We start from the raw sequence: 25,233 nt of genomic DNA, 5'->3' as shown, positions 1-25,233 counted from the left end.
CCACTCGAGCACGGTGATGGAATGGATGGTCACGGCGCGCGGCTGGCGTTGGATCTCGACGCCCTGGCGAGCGTATTCATAGAGCGCCTTGCCTTCGTGCTTGAGCGCGGAGTGCATCGGCGGCAGCTGCGAGATCGGCCCGGTATGGGCGGCGCAGGCGGCCAGCACCTGCTCAGGCGTGACGGCCACCGCGCGCGTCTCGACGGGTTCACCTTCGGCGTCGCCGGTCGTCGTCGTCTGGCCAAGCTGGAGCGTCGCGGTGTAGCGCTTGTCCGAATCGAGGCTGACCTGCGCGAACTTGGTCGCCGCGCCAAAGCACAGCGGCAGCAGGCCAGTGGCGAGCGGATCGAGCGTGCCCGTGTGGCCGGCTTTTTCAGCGCGCAGCAGCCACTTGGCCTTCTGCAATGCATCGTTGCTCGACAGGCCGAGCGGCTTGTCGAGCAGCAGCACGCCGTGGATCGGGCGGCGCTGGATGCGTTGCTTGGGTTCGCGCGGTGCGTTCATCGGCGTCTTGCCAGCTCAGTCGTTGGGCTCTTCGCCCGCCACTTCATCGACCGCGCGCATGGCATTGGCGCGGCTGATCAGCGAATTCATCTCGGCCGCCCGTTCGGTCGTGCGGTCGAAGTGGAAATGCAGCGTCGGCACGGTGTGGATCTGCAGGCGCTTGAACAGGCCGTTGCGCAGGAAGCCGGCGGCCTCGTTGAGCGCCTCTTCGGTTTCCTTCGGATCGCCGATCAGCACCGAGAAGAATACCTTCGCGTGCGCGTAGTCGGGCGTGACCTCGACGGCGGAGATCGTCGGCATCTTGATGCGCGGATCCTTGAGCTCGCGGATGAGCTCGGCCAGATCGCGCTGGATCTGGTCGGCCACGCGGAAACCGCGGTTGGGGATGGCACGTTTATGTCGCATCTTCAACTCCTGCAGAAGTGGCGAACCCCGCCCAGGGCGGGGTTTACACCAAGACCGATGACGGTCTTTACAGCGTGCGGGCCACTTCCTTGATTTCGAAGATTTCCAGCTGGTCGCCTTCGGCGATGTCGCTGTAGTTCTTCAGCTTGATACCGCACTCGAAGCCTTCCTTGACTTCGCGGACGTCGTCCTTCTCGCGGCGGACCGATTCGACCTCGCCGGTGTAGATCACGACGTTCTCGCGCAGCAGACGGAACCTTGCGCCACGGCGGACCAGGCCCGACGTGACCATCGAACCGGCCACCGTGCCGATCTTCGAGGCATTGAACACCACGCGGATCTCGGCCGTGCCGAGCGCTTCCTCGCGCTGCTCGGGCGCCAGCATGCCGCCCATCGCCGCCTTCACCTCGTCCACGGCGTCGTAGATGATGTTGTAGTAGCGCAGGTCGACGCCATTGCCCTCGGCGAGCTTGCGCGCGCCGGCATCGGCACGCACGTTGAAGCCGATGATGATGGCCTTGGAGGCGATCGCCAGATTGACGTCCGACTCGCTGATGCCACCGACCGCGGCGTGCACGATCTGCACCTTGACCTCGTCGGTCGAGAGCTTGAGCAGCGAGGTCGCGAGCGCTTCCTGCGAGCCCTGCACGTCGGCCTTGACGATCAGCGGCAGTGTCTGCACGTCGCCGGCAGCCATGTCGGAGAACATGTTCTCCAGCTTGGCGGCCTGCTGCTTGGCCAGCTTGACGTCGCGGTACTTGCCCTGGCGGAAGGTTGCGACTTCACGGGCACGGCGTTCGTCGCCGAGGACCATGAATTCATCGCCGGCCTGCGGCACTTCGGTGAGACCCTGGATCTCGACCGGAATCGACGGGCCCGCTTCGGTCGAGGGCTTGCCGTCCTCGTCGAGCATGGCGCGCACGCGGCCGAAGGTCGAGCCGGCCAGGACCACGTCGCCGCGCTTGAGCGTGCCGGACTGGACCAGCACGGTCGCGACCGGGCCGCGGCCCTTGTCGAGCTTGGCTTCGATCACGAGGCCCTTGGCCATCGAGTCCTTAGGTGCCTTGAGTTCCAGCACTTCGGCCTGCAGCAGCACTTGCTCCAGCAGTTCGTCGATGCCCTGGCCGGTCTTGGACGACACGCCCACGAACGGCGACTCGCCACCGAAGTCCTCGGGCACGACTTCCTCGGCCACGAGCTCGCTCTTGACGCGCTCGACGTAGGCGTCGGGCTTGTCGATCTTGGTCATGGCCACGACGATGGGCACGCCCGCCGCCTTGGCATGGTGGATGGCTTCCTTGGTCTGCGGCATCACGCCGTCGTCTGCGGCGCAGACGAGGATGACGATGTCGGTGGCCTTGGCGCCACGGGCACGCATGGCCGTGAAGGCCGCGTGACCCGGGGTGTCCAGGAAGGTGATCACGCCACGCGGCGTCTCGACGTGATAGGCGCCGATGTGCTGCGTGATGCCACCGGCTTCGCCTGCGGCCACGCGGCTGCGGCGGATGTAGTCCAGCAGCGAGGTCTTGCCGTGGTCGACGTGACCCATCACGGTGACGACCGGTGCGCGCGGCAGCAGCTCGTGCTGCTGGTCGGCGCTGGCGCCCTCTTCCTCGAGGAACGCGTCCGGATCATCGAGCTTGGCAGCGAAGGCCTTGTGGCCCATTTCCTCGACGAGGATCATGGCCGTTTCCTGGTCCAGCTGCTGGTTGATGGTGACCATCTGGCCCAGCTTCATCAGCTGCTTGATGACCTCGGCAGCCTTGACCGACATCTTGTGGGCGAGGTCGGCCACCGAGATGGTCTCGGGGATATGGACCTCCTGCACCTGCTGCTCGACCGGTGCCTGGAAGCTCGAGCCCCCGTTGCCACCACGGTCGCCGCGGCGGCCCGCGGCACCGCGTGCCGGAGCACGCCAGTTGCCGCCGCCACCCGGGCGGCCGGCGCCGGCGGGGCCGGCACCGATGGTCTTGAGGCCGCGCTTCTTGGCGGCGTCATCGGCCCAGCTGGACGACAGCTTCTCGGACTTGACCGACTTCTTGTCGCCAGGCTTGCCGGTGCCTGCGCTGGCGGGGGCGCCGGCCGGTGCCGGTGCGCCAGCCTTCTTGTGGATGGTGCCCTTGATGCCCGCGCCTTCGGCCGGCTTGGGCTCCTCGGGCTTCTTCGCGATCAGCACCTTCTTGGGCGCATTCATCATCGCGCGGATCTTGGCGGCCTCGTCCTCTGCGGCCTTGCGGCGGCGGGCCAGGTCGTCCTGCTTCTGCTTCTCCTCGGCCGCGGCATCCACGGCCTTGACGACACGCAGTGCCGGCTTGGCGGCCTCGGCGGGCGCGGGCGGCGGCGGGGCCACGACTTCGGGGGCCGGAGCGGGCGGCGGCGGGGCCACGACCGCACTAGGCGCCGGCGCGGACTTGGCGCCGCGCTTGGTGGCCGCAGCCTTGTTGATGGCAGCGGCCTCGGCTGCTGCTGCTGCCGCACTGCGGGCGCGGGCCTCGGCCTGATCTTCGACCTTCTCTTCGGCCTTGGCGGCGGCCGCAGCTGCCGCTGCAGCCGCGGCGGCTTCGGCGGCGGCCTTGGCGGCGGCTTCCGCGGCCGCGGCTTCGGCGGCGGCCTTGGCAGCGGCGGCTTCGCGCGCGGCGCGCTCGGCCTCCTCGCGGGCCTTCACCTTGGCAGCCAGCTCTTCCTCCTGGGCACGCAGTGCGGCGGCCTGGGCCTGAGCCTCTTCCTCGCGGCGCAGCAACTCGGCCTCGTCCGTGCTGGCGCTGGTTTCGTCGGCGGCTTCGTCACGCTTGACGAAGGTGCGCTTCTTGCGCACTTCGACCTGGATGGTGCGGGCCTTGCCGGAGGCATCGGCCTGCTTGATCTCGGTGGTCGACTTCTTGACGAGGGTGATCTTCTTGCGTTCGGTGCCGGCGGTGCCGTGGGCAGAGCGCAGGTGGTCGAGCAGGCGTTCCTTGTCGGTCTCGCTGAGCGAGTCGTCGACGGAAGACTTCTTGACGCCCGCGGCTTGCAGCTGCTCCAGCAGCGTGCCCGCCGGCTTGCTCAGCTCGGCGGCGAATTGGGCGACGGTAGTCACGGCCATGTGGGGATCCTTCAAATTGCTTTCGGTGCGGCGCGGCTTGAGTGCTTGATCAGGCGTTGAACCAGTGTTCGCGGGCCTTCATGATCAGCGCGCGCGCGGCCGCCTCGTCCATGCCGGACAGTTCGACCAGTTCGTCCACGGCCAGGTCGGCCAGGTCGTCGCGGGTGTTGATGCTGCCTTCGGCGAGCTTGGCGAGCAGCTCGGGCGTCATGCCTTCCAGGTCGCGCAGGTCCTGGGAGACTTCCTCGACCTTCTCTTCCTTGGCGATTTCCATCGTCAGCAGCGCGTCCTTGGCACGGGTGCGCAGCTCGGTAACGGTGTCCTCGTCGAAGGCCTCGATCTCCAGCATCTCCTGCATCGGCACGTAGGCGACTTCTTCCAGGCTGGTGAAACCCTCGGCGATCAGGATGTCGGCGACCTCGGCGTCCACGTCGAGCTTGTCGACGAAGAGCTTGCGCACGCTCTCGGTCTCCTGCTCATGCTTGGCGGCGGACTCCTCAGCCGACATGATGTTGATGCGCCAGCCGGTCAGCTCGGACGCCAGGCGAACGTTCTGGCCGCCACGACCGATGGCGATGGCGAGGTTCTCCTCGTCGACAACGACGTCCATCGCGTGACGCTCTTCATCGACGACGATCGACTGCACGTTGGCCGGCGCCAGCGCGCCGATGACGAATTGGGCGGGGTCTTCGCTCCACAGCACGATGTCGACGCGCTCGCCGGCCAGCTCGGTCGTCACGCCGTTGACGCGCGAGCCGCGCACACCGACGCAGGTGCCGATGGGGTCGACGCGGCGGTCATGGCTGACGACAGCGATCTTGGCGCGCGAACCGCTGTCACGGGCGCAGCTCTTGATCTCCAGCAGGCCTTGCTCGATCTCGGGCACTTCCTGGGCAAAGAGTTCCTTCATGAACTCAGGGCTGGAGCGCGACAGCATGATCTGCGGGCCGCGTTGCGTCGGGTCCACGCCCAGGATGACGGCGCGCACGCGGTCACCGGTGCGCAGGTTCTCCTTGGAGATCATCTCGCTGCGCTTCAGGCGGCCTTCGACGCGACCGCTCTCGACGATCATGTCGCCCTTGTCCAGGCGCTTGACGGTGCCGACGAAGATCTTCTCGCCGCGCGACATGAAGTCGTTCAGCAACTGCTCGCGCTCGGCGTCGCGGATCTTCTGCAGGATGACCTGCTTGGCGGCCTGCGCGCCGATGCGGCCAATGGGCACGGACTCGACGGGCTCCTCGATGTGGTCGTCCACCTCGATGTCGGCGATCTGCTCCTGGGCCTCGAACAGCAGGATCTCGGCGTCGGCGTTCTGCAGGCCGGCCTCGTTGGGCACGACATGCCAGCGGCGGAAGGTCTCGTACTCGCCGGAATCGCGGTCGACGCTGACGCGGATGTCGGCTTCACCGCCGTAAATCTTCTTGGTGGCCGAGGCCAGCGCGGCTTCCACCGCACCGAACACGACATCGCGCTCCACGCTCTTCTCGCGCGAGATCGCGTCCACCAGCATCAACATTTCGCGGTTCATTGCTTGAGACCTCCGTCAACCTTGTCTTGGCCGGGCGCAGCCTGGGGCTCTCCCGTTTGTTTCTTAGCCGCTGCCTGCTTCGGCTTGATGACGCCCCGCTGGCCGGGCTTGCGATCGGGCGCCGGCTCGCCGCCGCGCCCCTTGAAACTGAAGGCCGGCACCAGGCGCGCCTCGCGCACCTCGTCCAGCGTGAAGTCCATCGCCTGCTCGGCCGTGCCGTCGTCGAACACCAGGCGCCAGGCCTGGCCGTCGGCCGCGCCGGGCTGCGCGCCGAGCACGCCGCGGTATTTCTTGCGCCCCTGGAAGGGCAACTTCAGAGTGATGTCGATTTCCTGACCGGCAAAGCGCGCGTAATGCGCGGTATTTTTCAACGGCCGATCCAGCCCCGGCGAGGAAACCTCCAGCCGGGCATAGTCAAAGCCTTCGACTTCCAGCACATACTGCAACTGGCGCGTCACCTTCTCGCAGTCATCCACCGTGATCAGCTCACCGGCGTCGGCTTGCGCGGGCAGCTTGTCGATCGTCACGCGCAGCAATCCGCCGGCACTGCGTTCGCAGTCCACGAGTTCGTAACCCAGGCCGGTCACGGTCGTTTCCACAGCGGTTTGCCAACTCATTCGGTGTTACGGTCTTCGCGTCGAAAAGAAAATCGAAAAAGCAAAAAAAATGGGCTGGATGAATCCGCCCACTCGTTCACCGGATATCGCGCACCGGGGGATGCCGTCCGGTACTCGTCGGGAACCTCTGTCGAGATCTCCCGTTTCTGGTGAAGCTCGGATTGTACTGTGCAAGTCCCGTGCCGGCAAGCCGCCTCCCCCTAGACATGCCAGAATCGCGGGCTGTTTGAGACCTCACAGGAGACAAGAATGGGCTTTCTCGCCGGCAAGCGGCTGCTGATCACGGGCGTGCTGTCCAACCGCTCCATCGCCTACGGCATTGCCCGCGCCTGCCACCGCGAAGGCGCAGAGCTGGCCTTCAGCTACCAGGGCGAGCGCTTCAAGGACCGTATCAGCGAGTTCGCCGCCGAATTCGGCTCCAGCCTGATCTATGACTGCGACGTCACCAGCGACGAGCAGATGCAGGCCTTGTTCGACCAGCTCGGCGAGGTGTGGCCGGAGTTCGACGGCTTCGTCCACTCCATCGGCTTTGCGCCGCGCGACGCGATCGCGGGCGACTTCCTCGACGGCATGACGCGCGAGAACTTCCGCATCGCCCACGACATTTCGGCCTACAGCTTCCCCGCCATGGCCAAGCTGGCCGCGCCGCGGCTGCGCCAGGGCTCGTCGCTGCTGACGCTGAGCTACCTGGGCGCCGACCGCTTCGTGCCCAACTACAACACCATGGGCCTGGCCAAGGCCAGCCTGGAGGCCAGCGTGCGCTACCTGGCCCACTCCCTGGGCGACAAGGGCGTGCGCGTGAACGGCATCTCGGCAGGCCCGATCAAGACGCTGGCGGCCTCCGGCATCAAGGACTTCGGCAAGCTGCTGAGCCAGTTCGCCAGCGCCGCACCGATCCGCCGCAACGTGACCATCGACGACGTGGGCAACGCCGCGGCCTTCCTGCTGTCGGACCTGGCCGGCGGCGTCAGCGCCGAGATCCTCTACGTGGACGGCGGCTTCAGCCACGTCGCGCTCGCCGGCGAATAAACCGCGCGCCTCCCCAAGCAACAAGGGCTCCTCTCGGAGCCCTTGTTTTATTGCTTCACGCAGTCCACGTAGTAGTGGCCGCGCCCGGTCTCCTCGTCCACCTCGTGCACGAGGCCGTGCACATCGGTCGCAAAGCCCGGGAACTTGGCATTGAAGCCACGCGTGAACTTCAGGTAGTCGACGATCTTCCTGTTGAAGCGCTCGCCCGGGACCAGCAGCGGAATGCCGGGCGGGTAAGGCGTCAGCAGCGAGGTCGTGATGCGGCCTTCCAGCTCGTCGATGCCGACACGCTCGGTCTTGCGCTGCGCGATGTGGGCATAGGCATCCGTGGGCGTCATGGCCGGCTGCAGGTTGGACAGGTACATGTCCGTCGTCAGGCGCGCGATGTCACCCTCGGCATAGGCCTGGTGGATGGCCTGGCAGAGGTCGCGCAGGCCCATGCGCTCGTACTTGGGATGCTGGGCACAGAACTCGGGCAGGATGCGCCACAGCGGCGCGTTCTTGTCATAGTCGTCCTTGAACTGCTGCAGTGCGGTCAGCAGCGTGTTCCAGCGGCCCTTGGTGATGCCGATGGTGAACATGATGAAGAAGGAGTACAGCCCCGTCTTCTCGACGACCACGCCGTGCTCCACGAGGAACTTGGTGACGACGGACGCCGGGATGCCGGTGGCGGCAAAGCGGCCTTCCATGTCCAGCCCCGGCGTGATGATGGTGGACTTGATCGGGTCCAGCATGTTGAAGCCCTCGGCCAGCGCGCCGAAGCCATGCCATTCCTCGTCGGCATGCAGCATCCAGTCGGCCGCCACCGGCTCCCCACCCTCCTCGGCACGCAGGAAGTCAGGCCCCCAGACCTTGAACCACCAGTCGTCGCCGTAGTCGCCCTCCACCTTGCGCATCGCGCGGCGGAAGTCCAGCGATTCGCGGATGCTTTCCTCCACCAGCGCCGTGCCGCCGGGCGGCTCCATCATCGCGGCGGCCACGTCGCAGCTCGCGATGATGGAGTACTGCGGCGAGGTCGACGTGTGCATCAGGTAGGCCTCATTGAAGAGGTGCTTGTCGAGCTTCACCGACTGCGAGTCCTGCACCAGCACCTGCGAGGCCTGCGAGATGCCGGCCAGCAGCTTGTGGGTGGACTGGGTCGCATAGACCATGGCCTCCTTGGGGCGCGGGCGGTTCTTGCCCATCGCGTGGAACTGCCCATAGAAGTCATGGAAGGCCGCGTGCGGCAGCCAGGCCTCGTCGAAATGCAGCGTCGGGATGTACCCGTCGAGCTTCTTCTTGATGGTCTCGGTGTTGTAGAGCACGCCGTCGTAGGTGCTCTGCGTCAGCGTGACGATGGAGGGCCTGACGGTCGCCGGGTCGACATGGGCCAGCAGCGGGTTGGCGGCGATCTTGGCGCGGATCGCCTCGGGGCTGAACTCACTCTCGGGGATGGGCCCGATGATGCCGTAGTGGTTGCGCGTCGGCGTCATGAAGACGGGGATGGCGCCGCACATGATGATGGCGTGCAGATTGCTCTTGTGGCAGTTGCGGTCGATGACGACCACGTCGCCCGGCGCGACCGTGTGGTGCCACACCATCTTGTTGGAGGTGGACGTGCCGTTGGTGACGAAGAAGCAGTGGTCGGCATTGAAGATGCGCGCGGCGTTCTTCTCCGACGCGGCGACCGGGCCGGTGTGGTCCAGCAGCTGGCCGAGCTCCTCCACCGCATTGCAGACGTCGGCGCGCAGCATGTTCTCGCCGAAGAACTGGTGGAACATCTGGCCCACGGGGCTCTTCAGGAAGGCGACGCCGCCCGAGTGGCCCGGGCAGTGCCAGGAGTAGGAGCCGTCCTGGGCGTAGTCCATCAGCGCCTTGAAGAAGGGCGGCGCCAGGCCGTCGAGATAGCTCTTGGCCTCGCGGATGATGTGGCGGGCCACGAACTCAGGCGTGTCCTCGAACATGTGGATGAAGCCGTGCAGCTCGCGCAGCACGTCGTTGGGCAGGTGCTGGCTCGTGCGCGTCTCGCCGTAGACGTAGATGGGGATGTCCGGGTTGCGGTTGCGGATCTCGCCGATGAATTTGCGCAGGTTCAGCACGGCCGGATCGAGGTCGGGGCCGGAGGTGAACTCCTCGTCGTCGATGGACAGGATGAAGGCCGAGGCGCGGCTCTGCTGCTGGGCGAACTGCGACAGGTCGCCATAGCTCGTCACACCCAGCACCTCCATGCCCTCTTTTTGGATGGCCTCGGCCAACGCACGGATGCCCAGGCCCGAGGTGTTCTCGGAGCGGTAGTCCTCGTCGATGATGACGATGGGAAAGTGAAAACGGATCATCGCGGCCTCCAGCGGGCGGGCATCAAAAAAACGAAGCCGCGAAGTGTAGGGCCGCAGCGTGTCCCGGCCATGTCGCCGCAGCCCCTGCGCCGCCCTACACTGACCTTTCAACAAAGACCGAGGGAGACGGCATGGACTGGAGCTGGAGCACCTATTGGTGGATCGCCGCGGGCATACTGGTCGCCGCAGAGCTGGCCAGCGGCACCTTCTATCTGCTGATGCTGGCCCTGGGCGCCGCGGCAGGCGCCCTGGCCGCCCATCTCGGGCTGGGTCTCCCGGGCCAGATGCTGGTCGCGGCCGCCGTTGGCGGCGCGGCGACTACGGCCTGGCATATGCGCCGCCGCGGGGGCGAGCCGGCGGCGCCGGCAGCCAGCAATCCCGACGTGAACCTGGACATTGGCCAGACCGTGCATGTCGAGGCCTGGTCGGCCGAAGGCACGGCCCAGGTCCAGTACCGCGGCGCGGCCTGGCAGGCCCGCTACATCGGCCAGACGCCCGCCGAAAGTGGCCGGCACGTGATCCGCGCCATCGAAGGCAGCCGCCTGCTGCTGGACCGTTGACCCACCTCCCCTAGCAAACCCGTTCGAGAGGCCACATGGAAATCGCACTCGTCATCCTCGTCATCGCCGCCATCTTCGTGGCCCGCTCGATCAAGGTCGTGCCCCAGCAGCACGCCTGGGTGGTCGAGCGCCTGGGGCGATATCACGCCACGCTGACGCCGGGCCTGAACTTCCTCGTACCTTTCGTCGACCGCCTGGCGTACAGGCACTCGCTGAAGGAAATCCCGCTCGACGTGCCCAGCCAGATCTGCATCACCAAGGACAACACGCAGCTGACCGTCGACGGCATCCTCTACTTCCAGGTCACCGACCCGATGCGCGCCAGCTACGGCGCCAGCAACTACGTTGTCGCGATCACGCAGCTGGCGCAGACCACGCTGCGCTCTGTCATCGGCCGCATGGAGCTGGATCGCACCTTCGAAGAACGCGCCGTCATCAACACCTCGGTCGTGGAGGCGCTGGACGAGGCGGCGCTGAACTGGGGTGTCAAGGTGCTGCGCTACGAGATCAAGGACCTGACGCCGCCGCCGGCCATCCTGCACTCCATGCAGGCCCAGATCACTGCCGAACGTGAAAAGCGCGCGCTGATCGCCGCATCGGAAGGCCGGCGCCAGGAGCAGATCAACATCGCCACCGGCGAGCGCGAGGCGGCGATCGCGAAGTCCGAAGGCCAGAAGCAGGCCGAGATCAACAAGGCCCAGGGCGAGGCGGCCGCCATCACGGCGGTGGCCGATGCGACGTCCGACGCGATCCGCAAGATCGCCGCCGCCATCGAGCAGCCGGGCGGTGGACAGGCCGTGCAGCTCAAGGTCGCCGAGAAGGCCGTCGATGCCTACGCCCACCTGGCACAGAAGAACAACACGATGATCGTGCCGGGCAACATGACCGAGGTCGCCGGCCTGATCGGCACCGCCATGGCGCTGCTCAAGGGCGGCGTGAAACCCTGAGACCTGAAAATAAAAAAACCCGCGAAGCCGCCCTAAGGGCGGTCGCGGGTGCAAGACGTTCGGGGGGCGCCGAACGAAAGCGATGGAGGTGTCGCTTTTCCTGTTAAGGGTCCTGTCAAAGGTCTCGCTGCAGGCTTAGTTACCACCGCCGTAAGGCAGACCCAACAATTCGGCAATCAGTGTCCACATAACTTGCTCCCATCTGGCCATCGGGCCGTACACAGATGAGCGCAGTTTGTCGGAGGGTCGCTCGGCAGGGAACTACAAACCCTGGTAGGGGCGCATTCAAAGCAGGCCCAACTCCATCGCCTTCAAAACGGCGTGAGGCTTGTTCGAAACATCCAGCTCCTTGAAGAGCTGCTTCATGTGGTAATTGACCGTGTTCTCGCTGATGCCGAGGATGCTGCCTACGACCCAGGCACTTTTGCCTTCCATCGTCAGCTTGAGGATCTCAAGCTGACGCACAGACAGCTTCGGCTTGTTGTCCTGGCCCTTGGACGACAACAGCAGCCGCGCTGCCGCGTCCTGAGCATGAACCGCCAGAAGCTGAAGATCGGCAATCATCCGATTGAGCTTGACCGAGTCCTTCGGCAGCGCCTTGTCGCGGTCGACGCCGAGCAGAAACCGTCGATAGCCGGGCATGTGAACGCTGACCGCCAGACCTGCCCTATACCCGAACGGGGCCTGCATTTCCCATAGATCGCCGGCGTCGGCGTTGACGTAGAGGCTTTGGTCGTAGATCAGCGGCGTTGAATGCCGCATCACATGCTGGTGGACCGGATCCCTCTTGGCGTTCGACGCGTCATTGAACGCTTCCAGGAAAGCAGTCGGCGTGTTGCTGATCGTGACGTATTCGGTCTTGGCCCCCGGCCCACGGTGCTCATAGGCCAGAACTCCTGCAATCAAACCAAAGTCCAGGTCATTGGCGAAGTCGATCAGCCCTTGCTTGAAGGACGCGAAATCTTCCGCTTGACTGACTTGTTCGTACCGCTGCAGGTTCATGCGCTACTAGGGTTGGTAGGAGCAGCCTGGCCCGGGTGAACGCAAACTGCAAACCATCCAAATGAGAGGAGTCCCGAATGCAGATTGCAGCTTGGCAACTGATGGCCTGCGAGACGGTCGTCAAGACTGTAAACGAGTTCGAATTAGCGACCCATGAGCTGCGGCAAGTGGGAAGTAGTGTCAGAGTGCACGATTCACGCTCTGGGCTGCGTTCTGGGCAGGAGGTCTGGGCCACGTCGGATGGCGGCGAGCCCATCCAGATCGCCTGGGAGTGGACCGAGATCCAACCTGACGTCGTCGCGCTGTTCGATCCGATGAACATCCTCTGCAATGTCGCGCTGATTGATGGCCACGGGCATACGCTGGCACGCTCGCGCCGCATGCTGCACCTCAACAATGTCATCCATCAACTCGACTGGCGCGATGCATTGGACAGGCGCGGCGCAAATCGAACCCGTAATTTGCAGGCATGAGCCTCGTATTGCGCTATGATGGCGGGCTTGCAGGAGAGGTGGATGAGCGGTTTAAGTCGCACGCCTGGAAAGCGTGTGTGGGTTAATAGCCCACCGCGGGTTCGAATCCCGCCCTCTCCGCCAAGCATGAACGGGCCCCTCAGGGCCCGTTTTGCTTTCCGCGCCGCTCCATTCGCATCGCTCGACTGCAATTCGTCCCCGGGAAAGCGCAATTCGTCGCTCGACGCTGGCTTGCCGGCCTCACATGCTGAACACTGCAACGCGTGCCTTGCCGTCTGCAAGGCGGGAGGTAGAGATGACGCGACTGCTTAGGGGATGGATGAGCCTGTGCCTGGCGCTCGGCCTGGTGGCTGGCGGCTTTCCAGCGCAGGCCAGCGAGGTCGTCAAGCTGGCGCGCCTGGTCGTCAGCGGCAAGCGCAGCCCCAGCGAAGCTCCGCGCACCAGTTCCGCCGAGTCCCGCCCGGCCGGCACCGCCGGCCCGCAAGCCCATGGCAGTGACGGTGGCACCGATGAGGCCGGCACGGCGCCGGCGCCCTCACGCGGAGTCTCCTGACGATCCCCATACCTCTCGAGCCCAAAAGAAAATGCGCCGAGGCCCGCGAGGGCTTCGGCGCATTGGCATTTTGGCGGAGTGGACGGGGCTCGAACCCGCGACCCCCGGCGTGACAGGCCGGTATTCTAACCAACTGAACTACCACTCCGCGTGGGATGAATTCGATACCGTCTTTCGACAATATCCAAGCTCATCAAACTTGGCGTCCCCTAGGGGATTCGAACCCCTGTAATCACCGTGAAAGGGTGGTGTCCTAGGCCTCTAGACGAAGGGGACTGAATTTTCAAAACTACTGCGAAGCCACCGAATATCCCAAGGGATATCTGGTGGAGGTAAGCGGGATCGAACCGCTGACCTCTTGCATGCCATGCAAGCGCTCTCCCAGCTGAGCTATACCCCCGTCAAATGACGGTCGCAAAAAATAAACGGCCGTATTGGCCGTTCATTTATCGGGCGAACCCGATGGAATCCTTGGCGGAGTGGACGGGGCTCGAACCCGCGACCCCCGGCGTGACAGGCCGGTATTCTAACCAACTGAACTACCACTCCGCGTGGGATGATTTTAATACCGTCTTTCGACAATATCCAAGCTCATCAAACTTGGCGTCCCCTAGGGGATTCGAACCCCTGTAATCACCGTGAAAGGGTGGTGTCCTAGGCCTCTAGACGAAGGGGACGAAACCTTCGCGACTTGAACTGCGCGCCACTCAAAAACCCCTAAGGATTCTTGGTGGAGGTAAGCGGGATCGAACCGCTGACCTCTTGCATGCCATGCAAGCGCTCTCCCAGCTGAGCTATACCCCCAATGTGCTTACGTTTTGATTTGCGATCTTGTCGTTACCGACTCAATCGCTCATCGCTTCGTTTGCAGCGCTGTTCAAGCGAGACCAAGAGTATATGACGAAATTCAGGTGGATTGCAAGCGATCGAGAACTTTTTTCTGTTCGAAGTGCTCCAGCACCGCATCCAGGCTGGGCGTCTGCGTGCGGCCGCACACCAGCACGCGCACCGGCACCGCCAGTTGCGGCATCTTCAATCCGGTCGCCGCCAGCGTGTCCTTCAGCGCCTGCTGGATGCCGGATTTGCTCCACTCCGTCAGGGCAGCCAGGCGCTCGGCCAGCATGGCCAGCGCGGGGCGCACCGCATCCGTGACGTGGGCCGCCCGGTCCTCCGCGGAGGGTGCGACCGGCGCGAAGTACATGGCCAGCCAGCCGGCCAGCGCCGCAACGGTCGCGCAGCGCTCCTTGAACAGCCCGACCTTGGGCTGGACCTGCTCCAGCGTCACGGCGATGCCCTGGGCTGCCAGCTGCACCACGGCCAGCTCTGCCAGCCGGGTTTCGTCGATCTGCTTCACGTAGTGGCCGTTGACCCAGTCCAGCTTGGCCGGGTCCCATTGCGCAGGACTCTTGGAAAGGTGCGAGCCGTCGAACCAGCTCACCATCTGCGCGGCCGAGAACAGCTCGTCATCGCCATGGCTCCAGCCCAGGCGGGCCAGGTAGTTCAGCATGGCCTCGGGCAGGTAGCCGTTGGCGGCGTAGTCCATCACGCTGACGGCGCCACGGCGCTTGGACAGCTTCAGGCCGTCGTCGCCCAGGATGATGGGCAGGTGGCCGAAGGCAGGCAGCGGCGCGCCCAGCGCGTTGAAGATGTTGATCTGCCAGGGCGTGTTGTTGACATGCTCGTCGCCGCGGAACACATGGCTGATGCGCATGTCCCAGTCGTCGACGACGACGGCGAAGTTGTAGGTCGGCACGCCATCGGCACGGGCGATGATGAGATCGTCGATCTCGCGGTTGTTGATCGTGATCGAACCCTTGACGACATCGTCCCAAGTCACGTCGCCATCGACGGGGTTGGCGAAGCGCACGACCGGCTTCACGCCCTCGGGCGGCACAGGCAGCAGCTTGCCGGGCTCCGGGCGCCAGCGGCGGTCGTACAGCGTCTTCTCGCCGCGGGCACGCTGGGCCTCGCGCATGGCGTCCAGCTCCGCCGGCGTGGCGTAGCAGTGGTAGGCCTTGCCTTCGGCGATCAACTGCTCGATGACGGCCTGGTAACGGTCCAGGCGTTGCATCTGGTAGATCGGGCCCTCGTCGTAGGAGAGGCCCAGCCAGTTCATCGCCGCGATGATCTGGTCCACCGAGTCCTGCGTGGAGCGCGCGACGTCGGTGTCCTCGATGCGCAGCACGAACTCGCCGCCATGGTGGCGGGCATAGGCCCAGGAATAGAGCGCGGTGCGGGCCGTGCCCAGGTGCAGGAAGCCAGTCGGCGACGGCGCGATGCGCGTGCGGACCTTGTCGAATTGGGAAGTCATCGGGTCGTGAGGGTGGAAAGGCCGCGCAGCAGGTCGTCGCAGATGTCGTCGACATGCTCCAGGCCGACGGCCAGGCGGATCAGGCCCTGGCCTATGCCCGCGGCCTGGCGCTGCGCCTCGCTGAGGCGGCCGTGCGAGGTCGTCGCGGGGTGGGTGATGATGGTCTTGGTGTCGCCCAGGTTGGTGGCGATGGAGACAACGCGCGTGCTGTCGATGACGTGGAAGGCCGCGGCGCGTTGGGCCTCGGGCGTGTCGCCCTTGAGGTCGAACGACACCACCGCCCCGCCCTGCCCGCTCTGCTGGCGCATGGCCAGTTCATGCTGGGGGTGCGAGGCCAGGCCCGGGTAGTAGACGCGGTCGACCTCGGGCTGGGCTTCGAGCCAGCGCGCGACGGCCAGCGCCTGCTCGCTCTGCGCCTTCATGCGCAGCGACAAGGTCTCCAGGCCCTTCAGCACGACCCACGCGTTGAACGGCGCCAGGGTCATGCCCACCGTGCGCAGGATGGGGCCGAAGACGTCGCGGATCAGCTTGTTGGGGCCGCACAGCGCACCGGCCATCACGCGGCCCTGGCCATCCATGTACTTGGTGGCCGAGTGCATGACGATGTCGGCGCCCATGCCGGCCGGGCGCTGCAGGGCTGGCGTCGAATAGGTGTTGTCGACCGCCAGGATGGCGCCCGCGCCATGGGCCAGCTCGGCCAGCGCGCGGATGTCGCAGACCTCGGTCAGCGGGTTCGTGGGCGTCTCGGCGAACAAGAGCCTGGTCGTCGGCTTGATGGCCGCGCGCCATTCGGCCAGGTCAGTCTGCGACACGAACGTCGTCTCGACGCCGAACTTGCCGAATTCCTTGGCGAACAGGTTGATCGTGGAGCCGAACACCGAGCGCGAGCAGACGACATGGTCGCCTGCCTTCAGCACGCCCATGCCCAGCAGCAGGATGGCGCTCATGCCGGTGGACGTCGCGATGGCGGCCTCGGTGCCCTCCATCGCGGCCAGGCGGGCCTCCAGGCTGCGCACGGTCGGGTTGCTGGTGCGCGAGTAGGTGAAGTCCTCGGAGTTGGAGAACTTGCGCGCCGAGGTCTCGGCATCCGACTGCACGTAGGCCGTCGTCAGGAACAAGGCCTCGGAGTTCTCGCCGTGCTGGCTGGGCGCCAGCGCCGTGCGCACGGCCAAGGTCTCTGGCCGCAGTCCTTCGGGCAGGGGGCGGTGGTCGCTCATGGGTCAGCCCCTCACGGCTCGCTGCCGCTTTGCAGCGCCAGCCGGCTGCGCGCGTCGGCATCCTCGTCGCCCGGCTGGCTGGTGCGCTGCTCGCGCATCGCGGCGAAGTCCGCCAGGCTGACGTCGCCCGTCACGTAGTGGCCGTCGAAGCAGCTCGCCTCGAAGCCTGCCAGGCCCGGGTGCAGCGCGGCGACGACGCGCTTCATCGCGTCCACGTCCTGGTAGATCAGCGCATCGGCGCCGATGTACTCGCGGATCTCCTCGATGCTGCGGCCATGGGCGATCAGCTCCTCCTGCGTCGGCATGTCGATGCCGTAGACGTTGGGGAAGCGCACCGGCGGCGCCGCCGAGGCCAGGTAGACCTTGCGGGCGCCGGCGTCACGCGCCATCTGCACGATTTCCTTGGACGTGGTGCCGCGCACGATGGAGTCGTCCACCAGCAGCACGTTGCGGTTCTTGAACTCCAGGCCTATGGCGTTGAGCTTCTGGCGCACACTCTTCTTGCGCGCGCCCTGCCCCGGCATGATGAAGGTGCGGCCCACGTAGCGGTTCTTCACGAAACCCTCGCGGTAGGGCTTGCCGATGCGGTGCGCCAGCTGCATGGCCGACGGGCGGCTGCTCTCTGGGATGGGGATGACGACGTCGATCTCGTTGGGCGGCATCGTCGAGATGACGCGCTGGGCCAGCGTCTCACCCATGTTGAGCCGCGCCTGATAGACCGAAATGCCGTCCATCACCGAGTCCGGGCGCGCCAGGTAGACGAACTCGAACATGCAGGGGTTGAGCGCCGGGCTATCGTTGCACTGCTCGGTGTGGAGCTGGCCGGCCATGTCGATGAACAAGGCCTCGCCGGGCGCCACGTCGCGCTCGAGCTGGTGACCCGTACCTTCGAGGGCGACGCTTTCGCTGGCCACCATGAAGTCGCCGCTGCCCGAACGACCGAAACACAGCGGGCGGATGCCGAAGGGGTCGCGGAAGGCCAGCAGGCCATAGCCGGCGATCAGCGCGATGACGGCATAGCTGCCCTTGATGCGCTTCTGCACCGCGCGCACCGCGGAGAAGATCTCCTTGGGCGCCAGCGGCAGGTCGCGCGCAGCCTGTTGCAGCTCGTGGGCCAGCACGTTGATCAGCACCTCGGTGTCGCTCTCGGTGTTGATGTGGCGGTGGTCGACGGCGAACAGCTCCTCCTTCAGGGCGTGGGCATTGGTCAGATTGCCGTTGTGCACCAGCACGATGCCGAACGGTGCATTCACGTAGAAGGGCTGGGCCTCTTCCTCGCTGTAGGCGTTGCCGGCCGTCGGGTAACGCACCTGGCCCAGGCCGATGTTGCCGGGCAGCGCGCGCATGTTGCGGGTGCGGAACACGTCGCGCACCATGCCGCGCGCCTTGTGCATGAAGCACTTGTGGCCCTGCATGGTGACGATGCCGGCGGCGTCCTGGCCGCGGTGCTGCAGCAGCAGCAGCGCGTCGTAGAGGAGCTGGTTGACGGGGGAGGCAGCGAGAGTGCCGACGATGCCGCACATGGCAGGGGTCCTTATTCGGTCGATTCCGCCTCAGATGGGGTCATCGAGCGGGAAATGAAACGGGCAACGGGTTCGGGCAGCAGCGGCGTGACGTCGCGCAGCACGCCGGCCAGCAGGGGCGCGGCGCGCGAGGCCTGCCAGGTGGTCGACTGGGCCAGGGGCGACGCGCCGATGACCAGCACCAGCAGCAGCGCGATGAAGACGCCGCGCAGCGCGCCGAAGCCGGCGCCGCCAAGGCGGTCCAGCACGGACAGCGGCGTGGCATGGATGAGCGTCTTGACGAGGCGCGTGGCCAGGCTCCACACGACCAGCACGCAGCAGAAAGCCAGCACCAGCGCAACGAGGTGCAGCGCGGCGGGGCCGAACTTGTCCTGGGGCAGCAAGGCCTCCACGACGGGCGCCAGCGGCGGCGCGGCGAAATAGGCGACGACCCAGCCGGCCAGCGACATGACCTCGAACACGAGGCCGCGCCACAGGCCGATGCCGATGGAGATCAGCAGCAGCGCGAGCAGCGCGAGGTCGACCCAGCTCAGCGCGACGTCCATGGCAGCGTCCTTACAGCGTCAGGATGGCGCCGGGCAGGCCCGCACCCTTGAGCTTGGCGGCAGCACGCTCGGCCTCGTCGCGGCTGGCGAACGGGCCCAGGCGCACGCGCACGCGGCGGCCGTCAGCCGTGTCCACGGCCTGGGCATAGGTCTTGAGGCCCAGCTTCTCGACCTTGCTGCGCATGTCCTGGGCGGCCTTGTTCTCGCCATAGGCACCCACCTGCACGATGAAGCGGCCGGCCACGGCCGGCGCGGCGGCCGGCTCCTTGCCGTCCAGCAGCGCCTGGGCGCGGGCACCGTCGGCGGCGTGGGGCTTGGGCTTGTCGACGGGCTTGTCGCCGGACTTCTCGACGTGCTTCTCGGCGACCTTGACGGGAGGCTTCTCCTGCGACCTCTCGGCCACCGGCTTCTCGGCGGGCTTCTCGAGCGGCTTCTCTGCCGGCTTCTCGACGGGCCTTTCGACCGGCTTTTCAACGGCCTTCTCGGCCATCGGCGGCGGGCTGGCCGCTGCCACCACCGGCTCGGGCGTCGACGCCGGTTCGGCCTGCGCCAGCGGCTCGCGCGTGGGCACGACCAGCGGCGGTGCGGTCTCCTTGCGCGGGATGTCTATGGGCAAGTCCACGGGAATGGGCCGCGGCTGCGTCTCGAAGATGAGCGGAAAACCCACCACGCCGGCCGCCACCAGCACCGCCGCACCGATGAGGCGGCGGCGGGCGCGGACGCGCAGCACCTGCACGTCCTCGGCCGCGGAGGCCTTGGCGCCGGACTTGGCCGACTTCTTGGGCGCCGCCGCGGTGGCGGCGGCATCGCGCTTGAGGAAGGAAAACAGGCCCATCGGCGGCGTCTGGCTTCAGTGGAGGGTGGGAGGCTGAGGTTCGGCGGCGCCGGCGGTCACGCGGGGCAGGCCCTGCTGCAACACGCCCCCCACGGTGTAGAAGGATCCGAAGACGAGGATTCTATCGGCCGTGGTCGCGCCGGTCGCCGCAGCATGCAGGGCGTCGAGAGGGTTGGCATGGGTATGCGTCGCCACGCCGGGCGGCGTCTTCAGGCCGGCGGCGAGGAAGGCGGCCTGCAGCTGCCCGGCTGTCGCGGCGCGCGGGATGGGCAGGTCGGTGAAGTGCCAGACATCCACCAGCGGCGCGATCCGGGCCAGGATGCCGGCCAGATCCTTGTCCGCCATCGCGCCGAAGACGGCATGGGTGCGCGGGAAGAAACCCATCTGGTCCAGGTTTTGTGCCAGTGCCGCCACGGCGTGCGGGTTGTGGGCCACGTCCAGAACGACGGCCGGCTGGCCGGCCAGCACCTGGAAGCGGCCGGGCAGCTCGACCAGGGCCAGGCCGGTGCGCACGGCCTGGGCGCTGATGGGCAGGCGATCGGCCAGCGCCTCGAAGGCGGCCAGCACGCCGGACGCGTTCAGCAACTGGTTCACGCCGCGCAACGCCGGGTAGGCCATGCCGGAGAAGCGCTTGTCGCGCCCGGCCCATTGCCACTGGGTGCGGTCGCCGCTGAACGTGAAGTCGCGCCCCAGTTGGCGCAGGTCGGCGCCGATCTCCAGCGCCCGCTCAGCCAGCGAGGCCGGCGGCATGGGGTCGCTGACGACGACCGGCCGGCCGGTGCGCATGATGCCGGCCTTCTCGCGGCCGACGCTGTCACGGTCCGGGCCGAGGAACTCGGTGTGATCCAGGTCGATGCTGGTGATGACGGCGCAGTCGGCGTCGATGACGTTGACGGCGTCCAGCCGCCCGCCCAGGCCCACCTCGAGGATGACCAGGTCCAGCGGCTCGTGCTGCAGCCGGCGCATGATGGCCAGCGTGGTGAACTCGAAGTAAGTCAGCGTGATGTCGCCGCGCGCGGCCTCGACGGCCTCGAAATGCGGCTCCAGCGACTCGGCTGCCACCGGCGCGCCGCCGACGCGGCAGCGCTCCTGGAAATGCACGAGATGGGGCTTGATGTACAACCCCACGCGATAGCCCGCATGCAGCGCGATGGACTCCAGCATCGCGCATGTCGAGCCCTTGCCGTTGGTGCCGGCGACGACGATGGTGGGACAGTCAAAGGCGATGCCCAGCCGCCGCTTCACCGTCGCCACGCGGTCCAGCGTCATGTCGATGGTCTTGGGATGCAGGCGCTCGCAGTGCGCGAGCCAGTCTTCAAGCGTCATGGCGGATCGAAAAAAACAAAGCCAGGCACGGGGGCCTGGCTCGGAACTCTGGGGACGACGCTCAGGCCACCGCGTCGGCGCTCTGACGCTGAAGCATGGCGAGCTGGCGGGCGATCGTTTCGCGCAGTTGGCGACGGTCCACGATCATGTCGACGGCACCCTTCTCCAGCAGGAACTCGGCGCGCTGGAAGCCCGGCGGCAGCTTCTCGCGCACGGTGTTCTCGATGACCCGCGGGCCGGCGAAGCCGATCAGCGCCTTGGGTTCGGCCAGCACGATGTCGCCGACGAACGCGAACGAGGCCGACACGCCGCCCATGGTCGGGTCGGTCAGCACGCTGATATAGGGCAGCTTGGCCTTGGCCAGGCGGGTCAGCGCCGCGTTCGTCTTGGCCATCTGCATCAGCGACAGCAGGCCTTCCTGCATGCGCGCGCCGCCGGTGGCGGTGAAGCAGATGAAGGGCGTCTTCTGCTCTATGGCCGTCTCGACGCCGCGCACGAAGCGCTCGCCAACGACGGAACCCATGGAGCCGCCCATGAAGTCGAACTCGAAGCAGGCCGCGACGACCGGCACGCTCATGATGGCGCCGCCCATGACGACCAGCGCGTCGGTCTCGCCGGTGTTCTCCAGCGCTTCCTTCAGGCGGTCAGGGTACTTCTTGCTGTCCTTGAACTTCAGCGCGTCGACCGGCAGCACCTCTTGACCGATCTCGTAGCGACCCTCGCCGTCGAGAAAGGCGTCCAGGCGCGCACGCGCGCCGATGCGGTGGTGATGCGAGCACTTGGGGCAGACGTTGATGTTCTGCTCCAGGTCAGTCTTGTAGAGCACCGTCTCGCAGCTGGGGCACTTGATCCACAGCCCTTCCGGCACGGTGCGCCGGTCTGCCGGGTCGCCTTGCTGGATCTTGGGCGGGAGCAGTTTGTCGAGCCAACTCATGTCTCAGTCCTTGTCGAGTGCGGCGCGGATTTCACGGATGAAGGCCGCGCCAGTCAAGGCGACATTATCGGCTGGCTGGCGCTCCAGCAACTCGACCAGCTTGGAACCGATGACCACGGCGTCCGAAACGTCGGCCACCGCCCGTGCCGTCACGCCGTCGCGGATGCCGAAGCCCACGCCCACCGGCACGCTGACATGCCGGCGTATGCGGGGCACGGCTTCCGCCACGGCGGCCGTGTCCAGGTGGCCGGCACCGGTCACGCCCTTCAGCGACACGTAGTAGACGTAGCCGCTGGCGAGCCGCCCCACCTGGGCCATGCGGGCCTCGGTGGACGTCGGCGCGAGCAGGAAGATCGCGTCCATGCCGGCGGCGCGCAACCTGGCGGCGAACTCCTCGCACTCCTCGGGCGGGTAGTCGACGATGAGCACACCGTCGACGCCGGCCGCCTTGGCATCGGCCACGAAGGCGTCCAGGCCGTAGCGCTCGACCGGGTTGGCATAGCCCATCAGCACCAACGGCGTCCTGTCGTTGCGGGCGCGGAACTCTCGCGCATAGGCCAGCACCGTACGCAGACTGACGCCCTGCTTCAGGGCGCGCTCGCCGGCACGCTGGATGACGGGGCCGTCGGCCATGGGGTCAGAGAACGGCACGCCCAACTCGATGACGTCGGCGCCGGCCTCGGCCATGGCCAGCAGCAGGTCCACCGTGGCCGTCGGGTGCGGATCACCGGCGGTGACGAAGGGGATCAGCGCCTTGCGGCCGCTCGCCTTGAGCGCGTCGAAGGTGGTCTTGATGCGGCTCATTGCACACCTCCCTTGACCTTTTCGCCGGCCTGCGAGGGGCGGTCGAAATAGGCTGCGCCGGACAGGTCGGCGACGGTGCCGATGTCCTTGTCGCCACGGCCGCTGAGGTTCACGAGCAGCACCTTGTCCTTGGCAAGCGTCGGGGCGAGCTTCATCGCATGCGCGACGGCATGGCTGGATTCGAGCGCCGGGATGATGCCTTCCGTGCGGCAGAGCCTGTGGAAGGCGGCCAGCGCCTCGCTGTCCGTGATGCCCACATACTCGGCGCGACCGATGTCCTTCAGATGGGCATGCTCGGGGCCCACGCCGGGGTAGTCCAGGCCGGCGGAAATGGAATGCGTCTCGATGATCTGGCCGTTCTCGTCCTGCAGCAGATAGGTGCGGTTGCCATGCAGCACGCCGGGACTGCCGGCGGTCAGCGTCGCGGCATGCTTGCCGCTGGCGACGCCCTGCCCTTCGGCCTCGACGCCGATGAGACGCACGTTCTCATGGGGGATGTAGGGGTGGAAGATGCCGATGGCATTCGACCCCCCACCCACGCAGGCGATGACGGCGTCGGGCTGGCGACCGGCCAGCTCGGGCATCTGCTCCAGGCACTCCAGGCCGATGATGCGCTGGAAGTCCCGCACCATCATCGGATAGGGATGCGGGCCGGCCACGGTGCCGATGATGTAGAAGGTGTTCTCGACATTGGTGACCCAGTCGCGCATGGCCTCGTTGAGCGCGTCCTTCAGCGTCTTGCTGCCGCTCTCCACCGGCACGACCGTCGCGCCGAGCAGCTTCATGCGGTAGACATTGGGCGACTGGCGCTTGACGTCCTCGCTGCCCATGTACACGACGCATTCCAGGCCGTACCGCGCGCAGATGGTGGCGGTGGCCACGCCATGCTGGCCGGCGCCGGTCTCGGCGATGACCCGCGGCTTGCCCATGCGCTTGGCCAAGAGGGCCTGGCCGATGACATTGTTGATCTTGTGCGCGCCGGTGTGGTTCAGGTCCTCGCGCTTCAGGTAGATCTGTGCGCCGCCCAGTTCCTGGCTCAGGCGCTCGGCGTGGTAGATGGGGCTGGGGCGGCCGACGAAATGCTTGAGCTCCTTCTGGAACTCCTTGATGAATTCCGCGTCATCGCGGTAATGGGCGTAGGCATCCCTGAGCTGGTCCAGCGCATGGACGAGGGTCTCGGAGACGAAGCTGCCGCCATAGGTGGGCGCGCCGGCATGGCGGAAATGCCCGGTCGCATCGGGCTGGTCGTAGGCAAACATGGTCTTTCCTAGCGGGTCGGTTCGGCATCGGCGCGCCCATCGGCGAGACGGACCGCGTTGCAGAACTCGTGGATCAGGTCGGCGCTCTTGATGCCCTTGGACACCTCGACGCCGGAACTCACATCAACGGCCCAGGGCCGCACCCGGGCGATGCCATCGGCTACGTTGGCAGCATTCAACCCACCAGACAAAACGAGGCGAGAGCTGACGCTTGGAGGAACGAGTGACCAATCGAAGACCTTGCCGCCGCCGCCATAGCCGTCGACATGGGCGTCGAGCAGGATGGCCTGGGCGTTGGAAAAACGTGTTGCGAAGTCTAGCAAATCGACTCCCGGCGCCATGCGGGCGGCGCGCAGATAGGGGCGGCGCATGCGGTCGCAGTCGGCGGGCGTTTCGTCGCCGTGGAACTGCACCAGCATGTTGGGCAGCGCCTCCAGGCCCGCCTGCAGCTCGGCATCGGTCGCGTTGACGAACAGGCCCACCGGCGTCACGAAGGGCGGCAGCAGCCTGGCCAGCGCCCTCGCCCTCTCCGGCGTCACGGCGCGCGGGCTCTTGGCGTAGAAGACGAAGCCGATGGCATCGGCGCCGGCCTCGACGGCGGCCTCGACATCGGCCTCGCGCGTGAGGCCGCAGATCTTGATTCGGGTCATGGCAACCAGTCGAGCGCGGCCACATGCCGCGGGATGTCCAGCTCGGCATCGTAGGTCGGGCCGAGGAAATAGAGGCCGTCGGGGGCAAATGTCGGCGCCGCGGCCTTGCGGTCGCGGGCGGCAAGCACCTCGGTGACCCAGTCCGGCGCGCGCGTGCCGCTGCCCACCGCGAGCAGGCAGCCCATCAGGTTGCGCACCATGTGGTGCAAGAAGGCGCTGGCCTCGAACTCGAAGCGCCAGTAGGCGCCGCGCCGCTGCACGTTGATCTCCCGCAGCGTCTTCACCGGCGACGCGGCCTGGCATTCGGACGAGCGGAAGGACGAGAAGTCGTGCTCGCCGATCAGGCGCTCGGCGGCGGCCTCCAGCGCAGCCTGGTCCAGCGGCCGGAACACCCAGCCGCATTGGCCGGACTCGATGGCCGGCCGCACGGCCGACTCCAGCAGCAGATAGGCATAGCGCCGGCCGCGCGCCGAGTTGCGGGCATGGAAATCGTCGCCAGGGAAGCGGCACCACTGGATGGCGATGTCGGGTGGCAGATATCGGTTGCTGCCGCGCACCCAGGAGAAGGGCTCGCGATCGACCTCGGTATCGAAGTGCACGACCTGGTTGATGCCGTGCACGCCGGCGTCGGTCCGGCCGGCGCAGAGGGTGCGGATGGGCCGGGCCGCGAAGGCAGACAGGCCTTTCTCCAGCGCGTCCTGGACGGTGCGACCGTCGGGCTGGCTCTGCCAGCCGTTGTAGCCGCCTCCGCGGTAGCTGACTCCTAGTGCGACTCTCATGGGCTCCAAAGTAAAAACGCCCGGCCAAGGCCGGG

At 66.6% G+C, this 25,233-nt stretch carries 23 protein-coding genes and 7 tRNA genes; 6 read left to right on the top strand and 24 right to left on the bottom strand.

What is annotated here, in order from left to right; genetic code table 11:
• The 5 genes from truB to rimP all read right to left on the bottom strand — a co-directional run.
• The coding region (gene truB / locus JOY88_RS05305) for a tRNA pseudouridine(55) synthase TruB (RefSeq protein WP_293500982.1) at positions 1-504 on the bottom strand (504 nt) is incomplete at its 3' end.
• Positions 505-519: 15 nt separating this feature from the next.
• Complete coding sequence (gene rbfA, locus JOY88_RS05300) at positions 520-909, bottom strand: 30S ribosome-binding factor RbfA (RefSeq protein WP_293500980.1); 390 nt, start codon at positions 907-909, stop codon at positions 520-522.
• Positions 910-976: 67 nt separating this feature from the next.
• Positions 977-3,991: a translation initiation factor IF-2 gene (gene infB / locus JOY88_RS05295; protein WP_293500978.1), complete on the bottom strand. Its 3,015-nt coding sequence runs from the start codon at positions 3,989-3,991 to the stop codon at positions 977-979.
• Between the two features lie 49 nt (positions 3,992-4,040).
• On the bottom strand, positions 4,041-5,519 hold the full coding sequence (gene nusA / locus JOY88_RS05290; protein ID WP_293500976.1) for a transcription termination factor NusA: 1,479 nt from the start codon (positions 5,517-5,519) through the stop codon (positions 4,041-4,043).
• Positions 5,516-6,136, bottom strand: coding sequence for a ribosome maturation factor RimP (gene rimP, locus JOY88_RS05285; protein WP_293500974.1), 621 nt, complete (start codon positions 6,134-6,136; stop codon positions 5,516-5,518). The genes nusA and rimP overlap by 4 nt, the downstream gene beginning before the upstream one ends.
• Positions 6,137-6,385: 249 nt before the next feature.
• Between rimP and fabI the strand changes: the two genes are divergently transcribed.
• Positions 6,386-7,165, top strand: a complete 780-nt coding sequence (fabI, locus tag JOY88_RS05280; protein WP_293500972.1) for an enoyl-ACP reductase FabI — start codon at positions 6,386-6,388, stop codon at positions 7,163-7,165.
• A 47-nt stretch (positions 7,166-7,212) separates the two neighbouring features.
• Here the strand turns inward: fabI and JOY88_RS05275 are convergent, their stop codons facing one another.
• Positions 7,213-9,480 carry an arginine/lysine/ornithine decarboxylase gene (locus tag JOY88_RS05275; protein WP_293500970.1) on the bottom strand — a complete coding sequence of 756 codons (2,268 nt, stop codon included), beginning with the start codon at positions 9,478-9,480 and terminating at the stop codon, positions 7,213-7,215.
• 131 nt (positions 9,481-9,611) lie between these two features.
• On the opposite strand from JOY88_RS05275, the gene JOY88_RS05270 reads away from it, so the two are divergent.
• The gene (locus JOY88_RS05270) at positions 9,612-10,040 is read left to right on the top strand and encodes an NfeD family protein (RefSeq protein WP_293500968.1); all 429 of its coding nucleotides are present in this window, start codon (positions 9,612-9,614) and stop codon (positions 10,038-10,040) included.
• Positions 10,041-10,075: 35 nt separating this feature from the next.
• On the top strand, positions 10,076-10,987 hold the full coding sequence (locus tag JOY88_RS05265; RefSeq protein WP_293500966.1) for an SPFH domain-containing protein: 912 nt from the start codon (positions 10,076-10,078) through the stop codon (positions 10,985-10,987).
• Positions 10,988-11,272: 285 nt separating this feature from the next.
• On the opposite strand, the gene JOY88_RS05260 is transcribed toward JOY88_RS05265, so the two are convergent.
• Positions 11,273-11,989 (bottom strand): helix-turn-helix transcriptional regulator, encoded by a 717-nt coding sequence (locus JOY88_RS05260; RefSeq protein WP_293500964.1) that lies wholly within the window; start codon positions 11,987-11,989, stop codon positions 11,273-11,275.
• 77 nt (positions 11,990-12,066) lie between these two features.
• Here JOY88_RS05260 and JOY88_RS05255 point away from each other — a divergent pair, with 77 nt between their 5' ends.
• From JOY88_RS05255 to JOY88_RS05245, 3 genes are all read left to right on the top strand, one after another.
• Complete coding sequence (locus JOY88_RS05255; protein ID WP_293500962.1) at positions 12,067-12,462, top strand: DUF4902 domain-containing protein; 396 nt, start codon at positions 12,067-12,069, stop codon at positions 12,460-12,462.
• A gap of 32 nt (positions 12,463-12,494) precedes the next feature.
• Positions 12,495-12,585, top strand: a tRNA-Ser gene (locus JOY88_RS05250).
• Positions 12,586-12,757: 172 nt separating this feature from the next.
• A complete protein-coding gene (locus JOY88_RS05245; protein ID WP_293500960.1) occupies positions 12,758-13,015 on the top strand; it encodes a hypothetical protein in 258 nt (85 codons plus the stop codon).
• 71 nt (positions 13,016-13,086) lie between these two features.
• Here JOY88_RS05245 and JOY88_RS05240 read toward each other — a convergent pair.
• The 17 genes from JOY88_RS05240 to truA form a co-directional block, all read right to left on the bottom strand.
• Positions 13,087-13,163, bottom strand: a tRNA-Asp gene (locus tag JOY88_RS05240).
• Positions 13,164-13,215: 52 nt separating this feature from the next.
• A tRNA-Glu gene (locus tag JOY88_RS05235) sits at positions 13,216-13,291 on the bottom strand.
• Between the two features lie 48 nt (positions 13,292-13,339).
• Positions 13,340-13,415, bottom strand: a tRNA-Ala gene (locus tag JOY88_RS05230).
• A 72-nt stretch (positions 13,416-13,487) separates the two neighbouring features.
• A tRNA-Asp gene (locus JOY88_RS05225) sits at positions 13,488-13,564 on the bottom strand.
• Positions 13,565-13,616: 52 nt separating this feature from the next.
• Positions 13,617-13,692: transfer RNA gene (locus JOY88_RS05220), tRNA-Glu, on the bottom strand.
• 51 nt (positions 13,693-13,743) lie between these two features.
• Positions 13,744-13,819: transfer RNA gene (locus JOY88_RS05215), tRNA-Ala, on the bottom strand.
• A gap of 103 nt (positions 13,820-13,922) precedes the next feature.
• A complete protein-coding gene (gltX, locus tag JOY88_RS05210; RefSeq protein WP_293500958.1) occupies positions 13,923-15,326 on the bottom strand; it encodes a glutamate--tRNA ligase in 1,404 nt (467 codons plus the stop codon).
• Positions 15,323-16,543, bottom strand: a complete 1,221-nt coding sequence (locus JOY88_RS05205; protein WP_293500956.1) for an O-succinylhomoserine sulfhydrylase — start codon at positions 16,541-16,543, stop codon at positions 15,323-15,325. Before JOY88_RS05205 ends, gltX begins: the two co-directional genes overlap by 4 nt.
• 11 nt (positions 16,544-16,554) lie before the next feature.
• A complete protein-coding gene (purF, locus tag JOY88_RS05200) occupies positions 16,555-18,066 on the bottom strand; it encodes an amidophosphoribosyltransferase (RefSeq protein ID WP_293500954.1) in 1,512 nt (503 codons plus the stop codon).
• An 11-nt stretch (positions 18,067-18,077) separates the two neighbouring features.
• On the bottom strand, positions 18,078-18,611 hold the full coding sequence (locus tag JOY88_RS05195) for a CvpA family protein (RefSeq protein ID WP_293500952.1): 534 nt from the start codon (positions 18,609-18,611) through the stop codon (positions 18,078-18,080).
• A gap of 10 nt (positions 18,612-18,621) precedes the next feature.
• Positions 18,622-19,446: an SPOR domain-containing protein gene (locus tag JOY88_RS05190; protein WP_293500950.1), complete on the bottom strand. Its 825-nt coding sequence runs from the start codon at positions 19,444-19,446 to the stop codon at positions 18,622-18,624.
• Positions 19,447-19,461: 15 nt separating this feature from the next.
• Positions 19,462-20,772 (bottom strand): bifunctional tetrahydrofolate synthase/dihydrofolate synthase, encoded by a 1,311-nt coding sequence (gene folC / locus JOY88_RS05185; RefSeq protein ID WP_293500948.1) that lies wholly within the window; start codon positions 20,770-20,772, stop codon positions 19,462-19,464.
• A 61-nt stretch (positions 20,773-20,833) separates the two neighbouring features.
• On the bottom strand, positions 20,834-21,706 hold the full coding sequence (accD, locus tag JOY88_RS05180) for an acetyl-CoA carboxylase, carboxyltransferase subunit beta (protein WP_293500946.1): 873 nt from the start codon (positions 21,704-21,706) through the stop codon (positions 20,834-20,836).
• A gap of 3 nt (positions 21,707-21,709) precedes the next feature.
• Positions 21,710-22,510, bottom strand: a complete 801-nt coding sequence (gene trpA, locus JOY88_RS05175) for a tryptophan synthase subunit alpha (RefSeq protein ID WP_293500944.1) — start codon at positions 22,508-22,510, stop codon at positions 21,710-21,712.
• Positions 22,507-23,769 carry a tryptophan synthase subunit beta gene (gene trpB, locus JOY88_RS05170; RefSeq protein ID WP_293500942.1) on the bottom strand — a complete coding sequence of 421 codons (1,263 nt, stop codon included), beginning with the start codon at positions 23,767-23,769 and terminating at the stop codon, positions 22,507-22,509. The genes trpA and trpB overlap by 4 nt, the downstream gene beginning before the upstream one ends.
• 8 nt (positions 23,770-23,777) lie before the next feature.
• Positions 23,778-24,419, bottom strand: coding sequence for a phosphoribosylanthranilate isomerase (locus JOY88_RS05165; protein ID WP_293500940.1), 642 nt, complete (start codon positions 24,417-24,419; stop codon positions 23,778-23,780).
• On the bottom strand, positions 24,416-25,198 hold the full coding sequence (truA, locus tag JOY88_RS05160) for a tRNA pseudouridine(38-40) synthase TruA (RefSeq protein WP_293500938.1): 783 nt from the start codon (positions 25,196-25,198) through the stop codon (positions 24,416-24,418). The genes JOY88_RS05165 and truA overlap by 4 nt, the downstream gene beginning before the upstream one ends.
• Positions 25,199-25,233 lie beyond the last annotated feature (35 nt).

This window comes from Roseateles sp., assembly GCF_019237615.1.
Taxonomy (GTDB): domain Bacteria; phylum Pseudomonadota; class Gammaproteobacteria; order Burkholderiales; family Burkholderiaceae_C; genus Pelomonas.
Note: the sequence above shows the minus strand (reverse complement) of the source record. Positions and strands in the feature narration are given on the sequence as shown.

Excerpts from the sequence above, each read along its gene's own strand:
- rbfA (WP_293500980.1), bottom strand. The coding sequence starts at position 909 with ATGCGACATAAACGTGCCATCCCCAACCGCGGTTTCCGCGTGGCCGAC.
- infB (WP_293500978.1), bottom strand. The coding sequence starts at position 3,991 with ATGGCCGTGACTACCGTCGCCCAATTCGCCGCCGAGCTGAGCAAGCCG.
- nusA (WP_293500976.1), bottom strand. The coding sequence starts at position 5,519 with ATGAACCGCGAAATGTTGATGCTGGTGGACGCGATCTCGCGCGAGAAG.
- rimP (WP_293500974.1), bottom strand. The coding sequence starts at position 6,136 with ATGAGTTGGCAAACCGCTGTGGAAACGACCGTGACCGGCCTGGGTTAC.
- fabI (WP_293500972.1), top strand. The coding sequence starts at position 6,386 with ATGGGCTTTCTCGCCGGCAAGCGGCTGCTGATCACGGGCGTGCTGTCC.
- JOY88_RS05275 (WP_293500970.1), bottom strand. The coding sequence starts at position 9,480 with ATGATCCGTTTTCACTTTCCCATCGTCATCATCGACGAGGACTACCGC.
- JOY88_RS05270 (WP_293500968.1), top strand. The coding sequence starts at position 9,612 with ATGGACTGGAGCTGGAGCACCTATTGGTGGATCGCCGCGGGCATACTG.
- JOY88_RS05265 (WP_293500966.1), top strand. The coding sequence starts at position 10,076 with ATGGAAATCGCACTCGTCATCCTCGTCATCGCCGCCATCTTCGTGGCC.
- JOY88_RS05260 (WP_293500964.1), bottom strand. The coding sequence starts at position 11,989 with ATGAACCTGCAGCGGTACGAACAAGTCAGTCAAGCGGAAGATTTCGCG.
- JOY88_RS05255 (WP_293500962.1), top strand. The coding sequence starts at position 12,067 with ATGCAGATTGCAGCTTGGCAACTGATGGCCTGCGAGACGGTCGTCAAG.
- JOY88_RS05245 (WP_293500960.1), top strand. The coding sequence starts at position 12,758 with ATGACGCGACTGCTTAGGGGATGGATGAGCCTGTGCCTGGCGCTCGGC.
- gltX (WP_293500958.1), bottom strand. The coding sequence starts at position 15,326 with ATGACTTCCCAATTCGACAAGGTCCGCACGCGCATCGCGCCGTCGCCG.
- JOY88_RS05205 (WP_293500956.1), bottom strand. The coding sequence starts at position 16,543 with ATGAGCGACCACCGCCCCCTGCCCGAAGGACTGCGGCCAGAGACCTTG.
- purF (WP_293500954.1), bottom strand. The coding sequence starts at position 18,066 with ATGTGCGGCATCGTCGGCACTCTCGCTGCCTCCCCCGTCAACCAGCTC.
- JOY88_RS05195 (WP_293500952.1), bottom strand. The coding sequence starts at position 18,611 with ATGGACGTCGCGCTGAGCTGGGTCGACCTCGCGCTGCTCGCGCTGCTG.
- JOY88_RS05190 (WP_293500950.1), bottom strand. The coding sequence starts at position 19,446 with ATGGGCCTGTTTTCCTTCCTCAAGCGCGATGCCGCCGCCACCGCGGCG.
- folC (WP_293500948.1), bottom strand. The coding sequence starts at position 20,772 with ATGACGCTTGAAGACTGGCTCGCGCACTGCGAGCGCCTGCATCCCAAG.
- accD (WP_293500946.1), bottom strand. The coding sequence starts at position 21,706 with ATGAGTTGGCTCGACAAACTGCTCCCGCCCAAGATCCAGCAAGGCGAC.
- trpA (WP_293500944.1), bottom strand. The coding sequence starts at position 22,510 with ATGAGCCGCATCAAGACCACCTTCGACGCGCTCAAGGCGAGCGGCCGC.
- trpB (WP_293500942.1), bottom strand. The coding sequence starts at position 23,769 with ATGTTTGCCTACGACCAGCCCGATGCGACCGGGCATTTCCGCCATGCC.
- JOY88_RS05165 (WP_293500940.1), bottom strand. The coding sequence starts at position 24,419 with ATGACCCGAATCAAGATCTGCGGCCTCACGCGCGAGGCCGATGTCGAG.
- truA (WP_293500938.1), bottom strand. The coding sequence starts at position 25,198 with ATGAGAGTCGCACTAGGAGTCAGCTACCGCGGAGGCGGCTACAACGGC.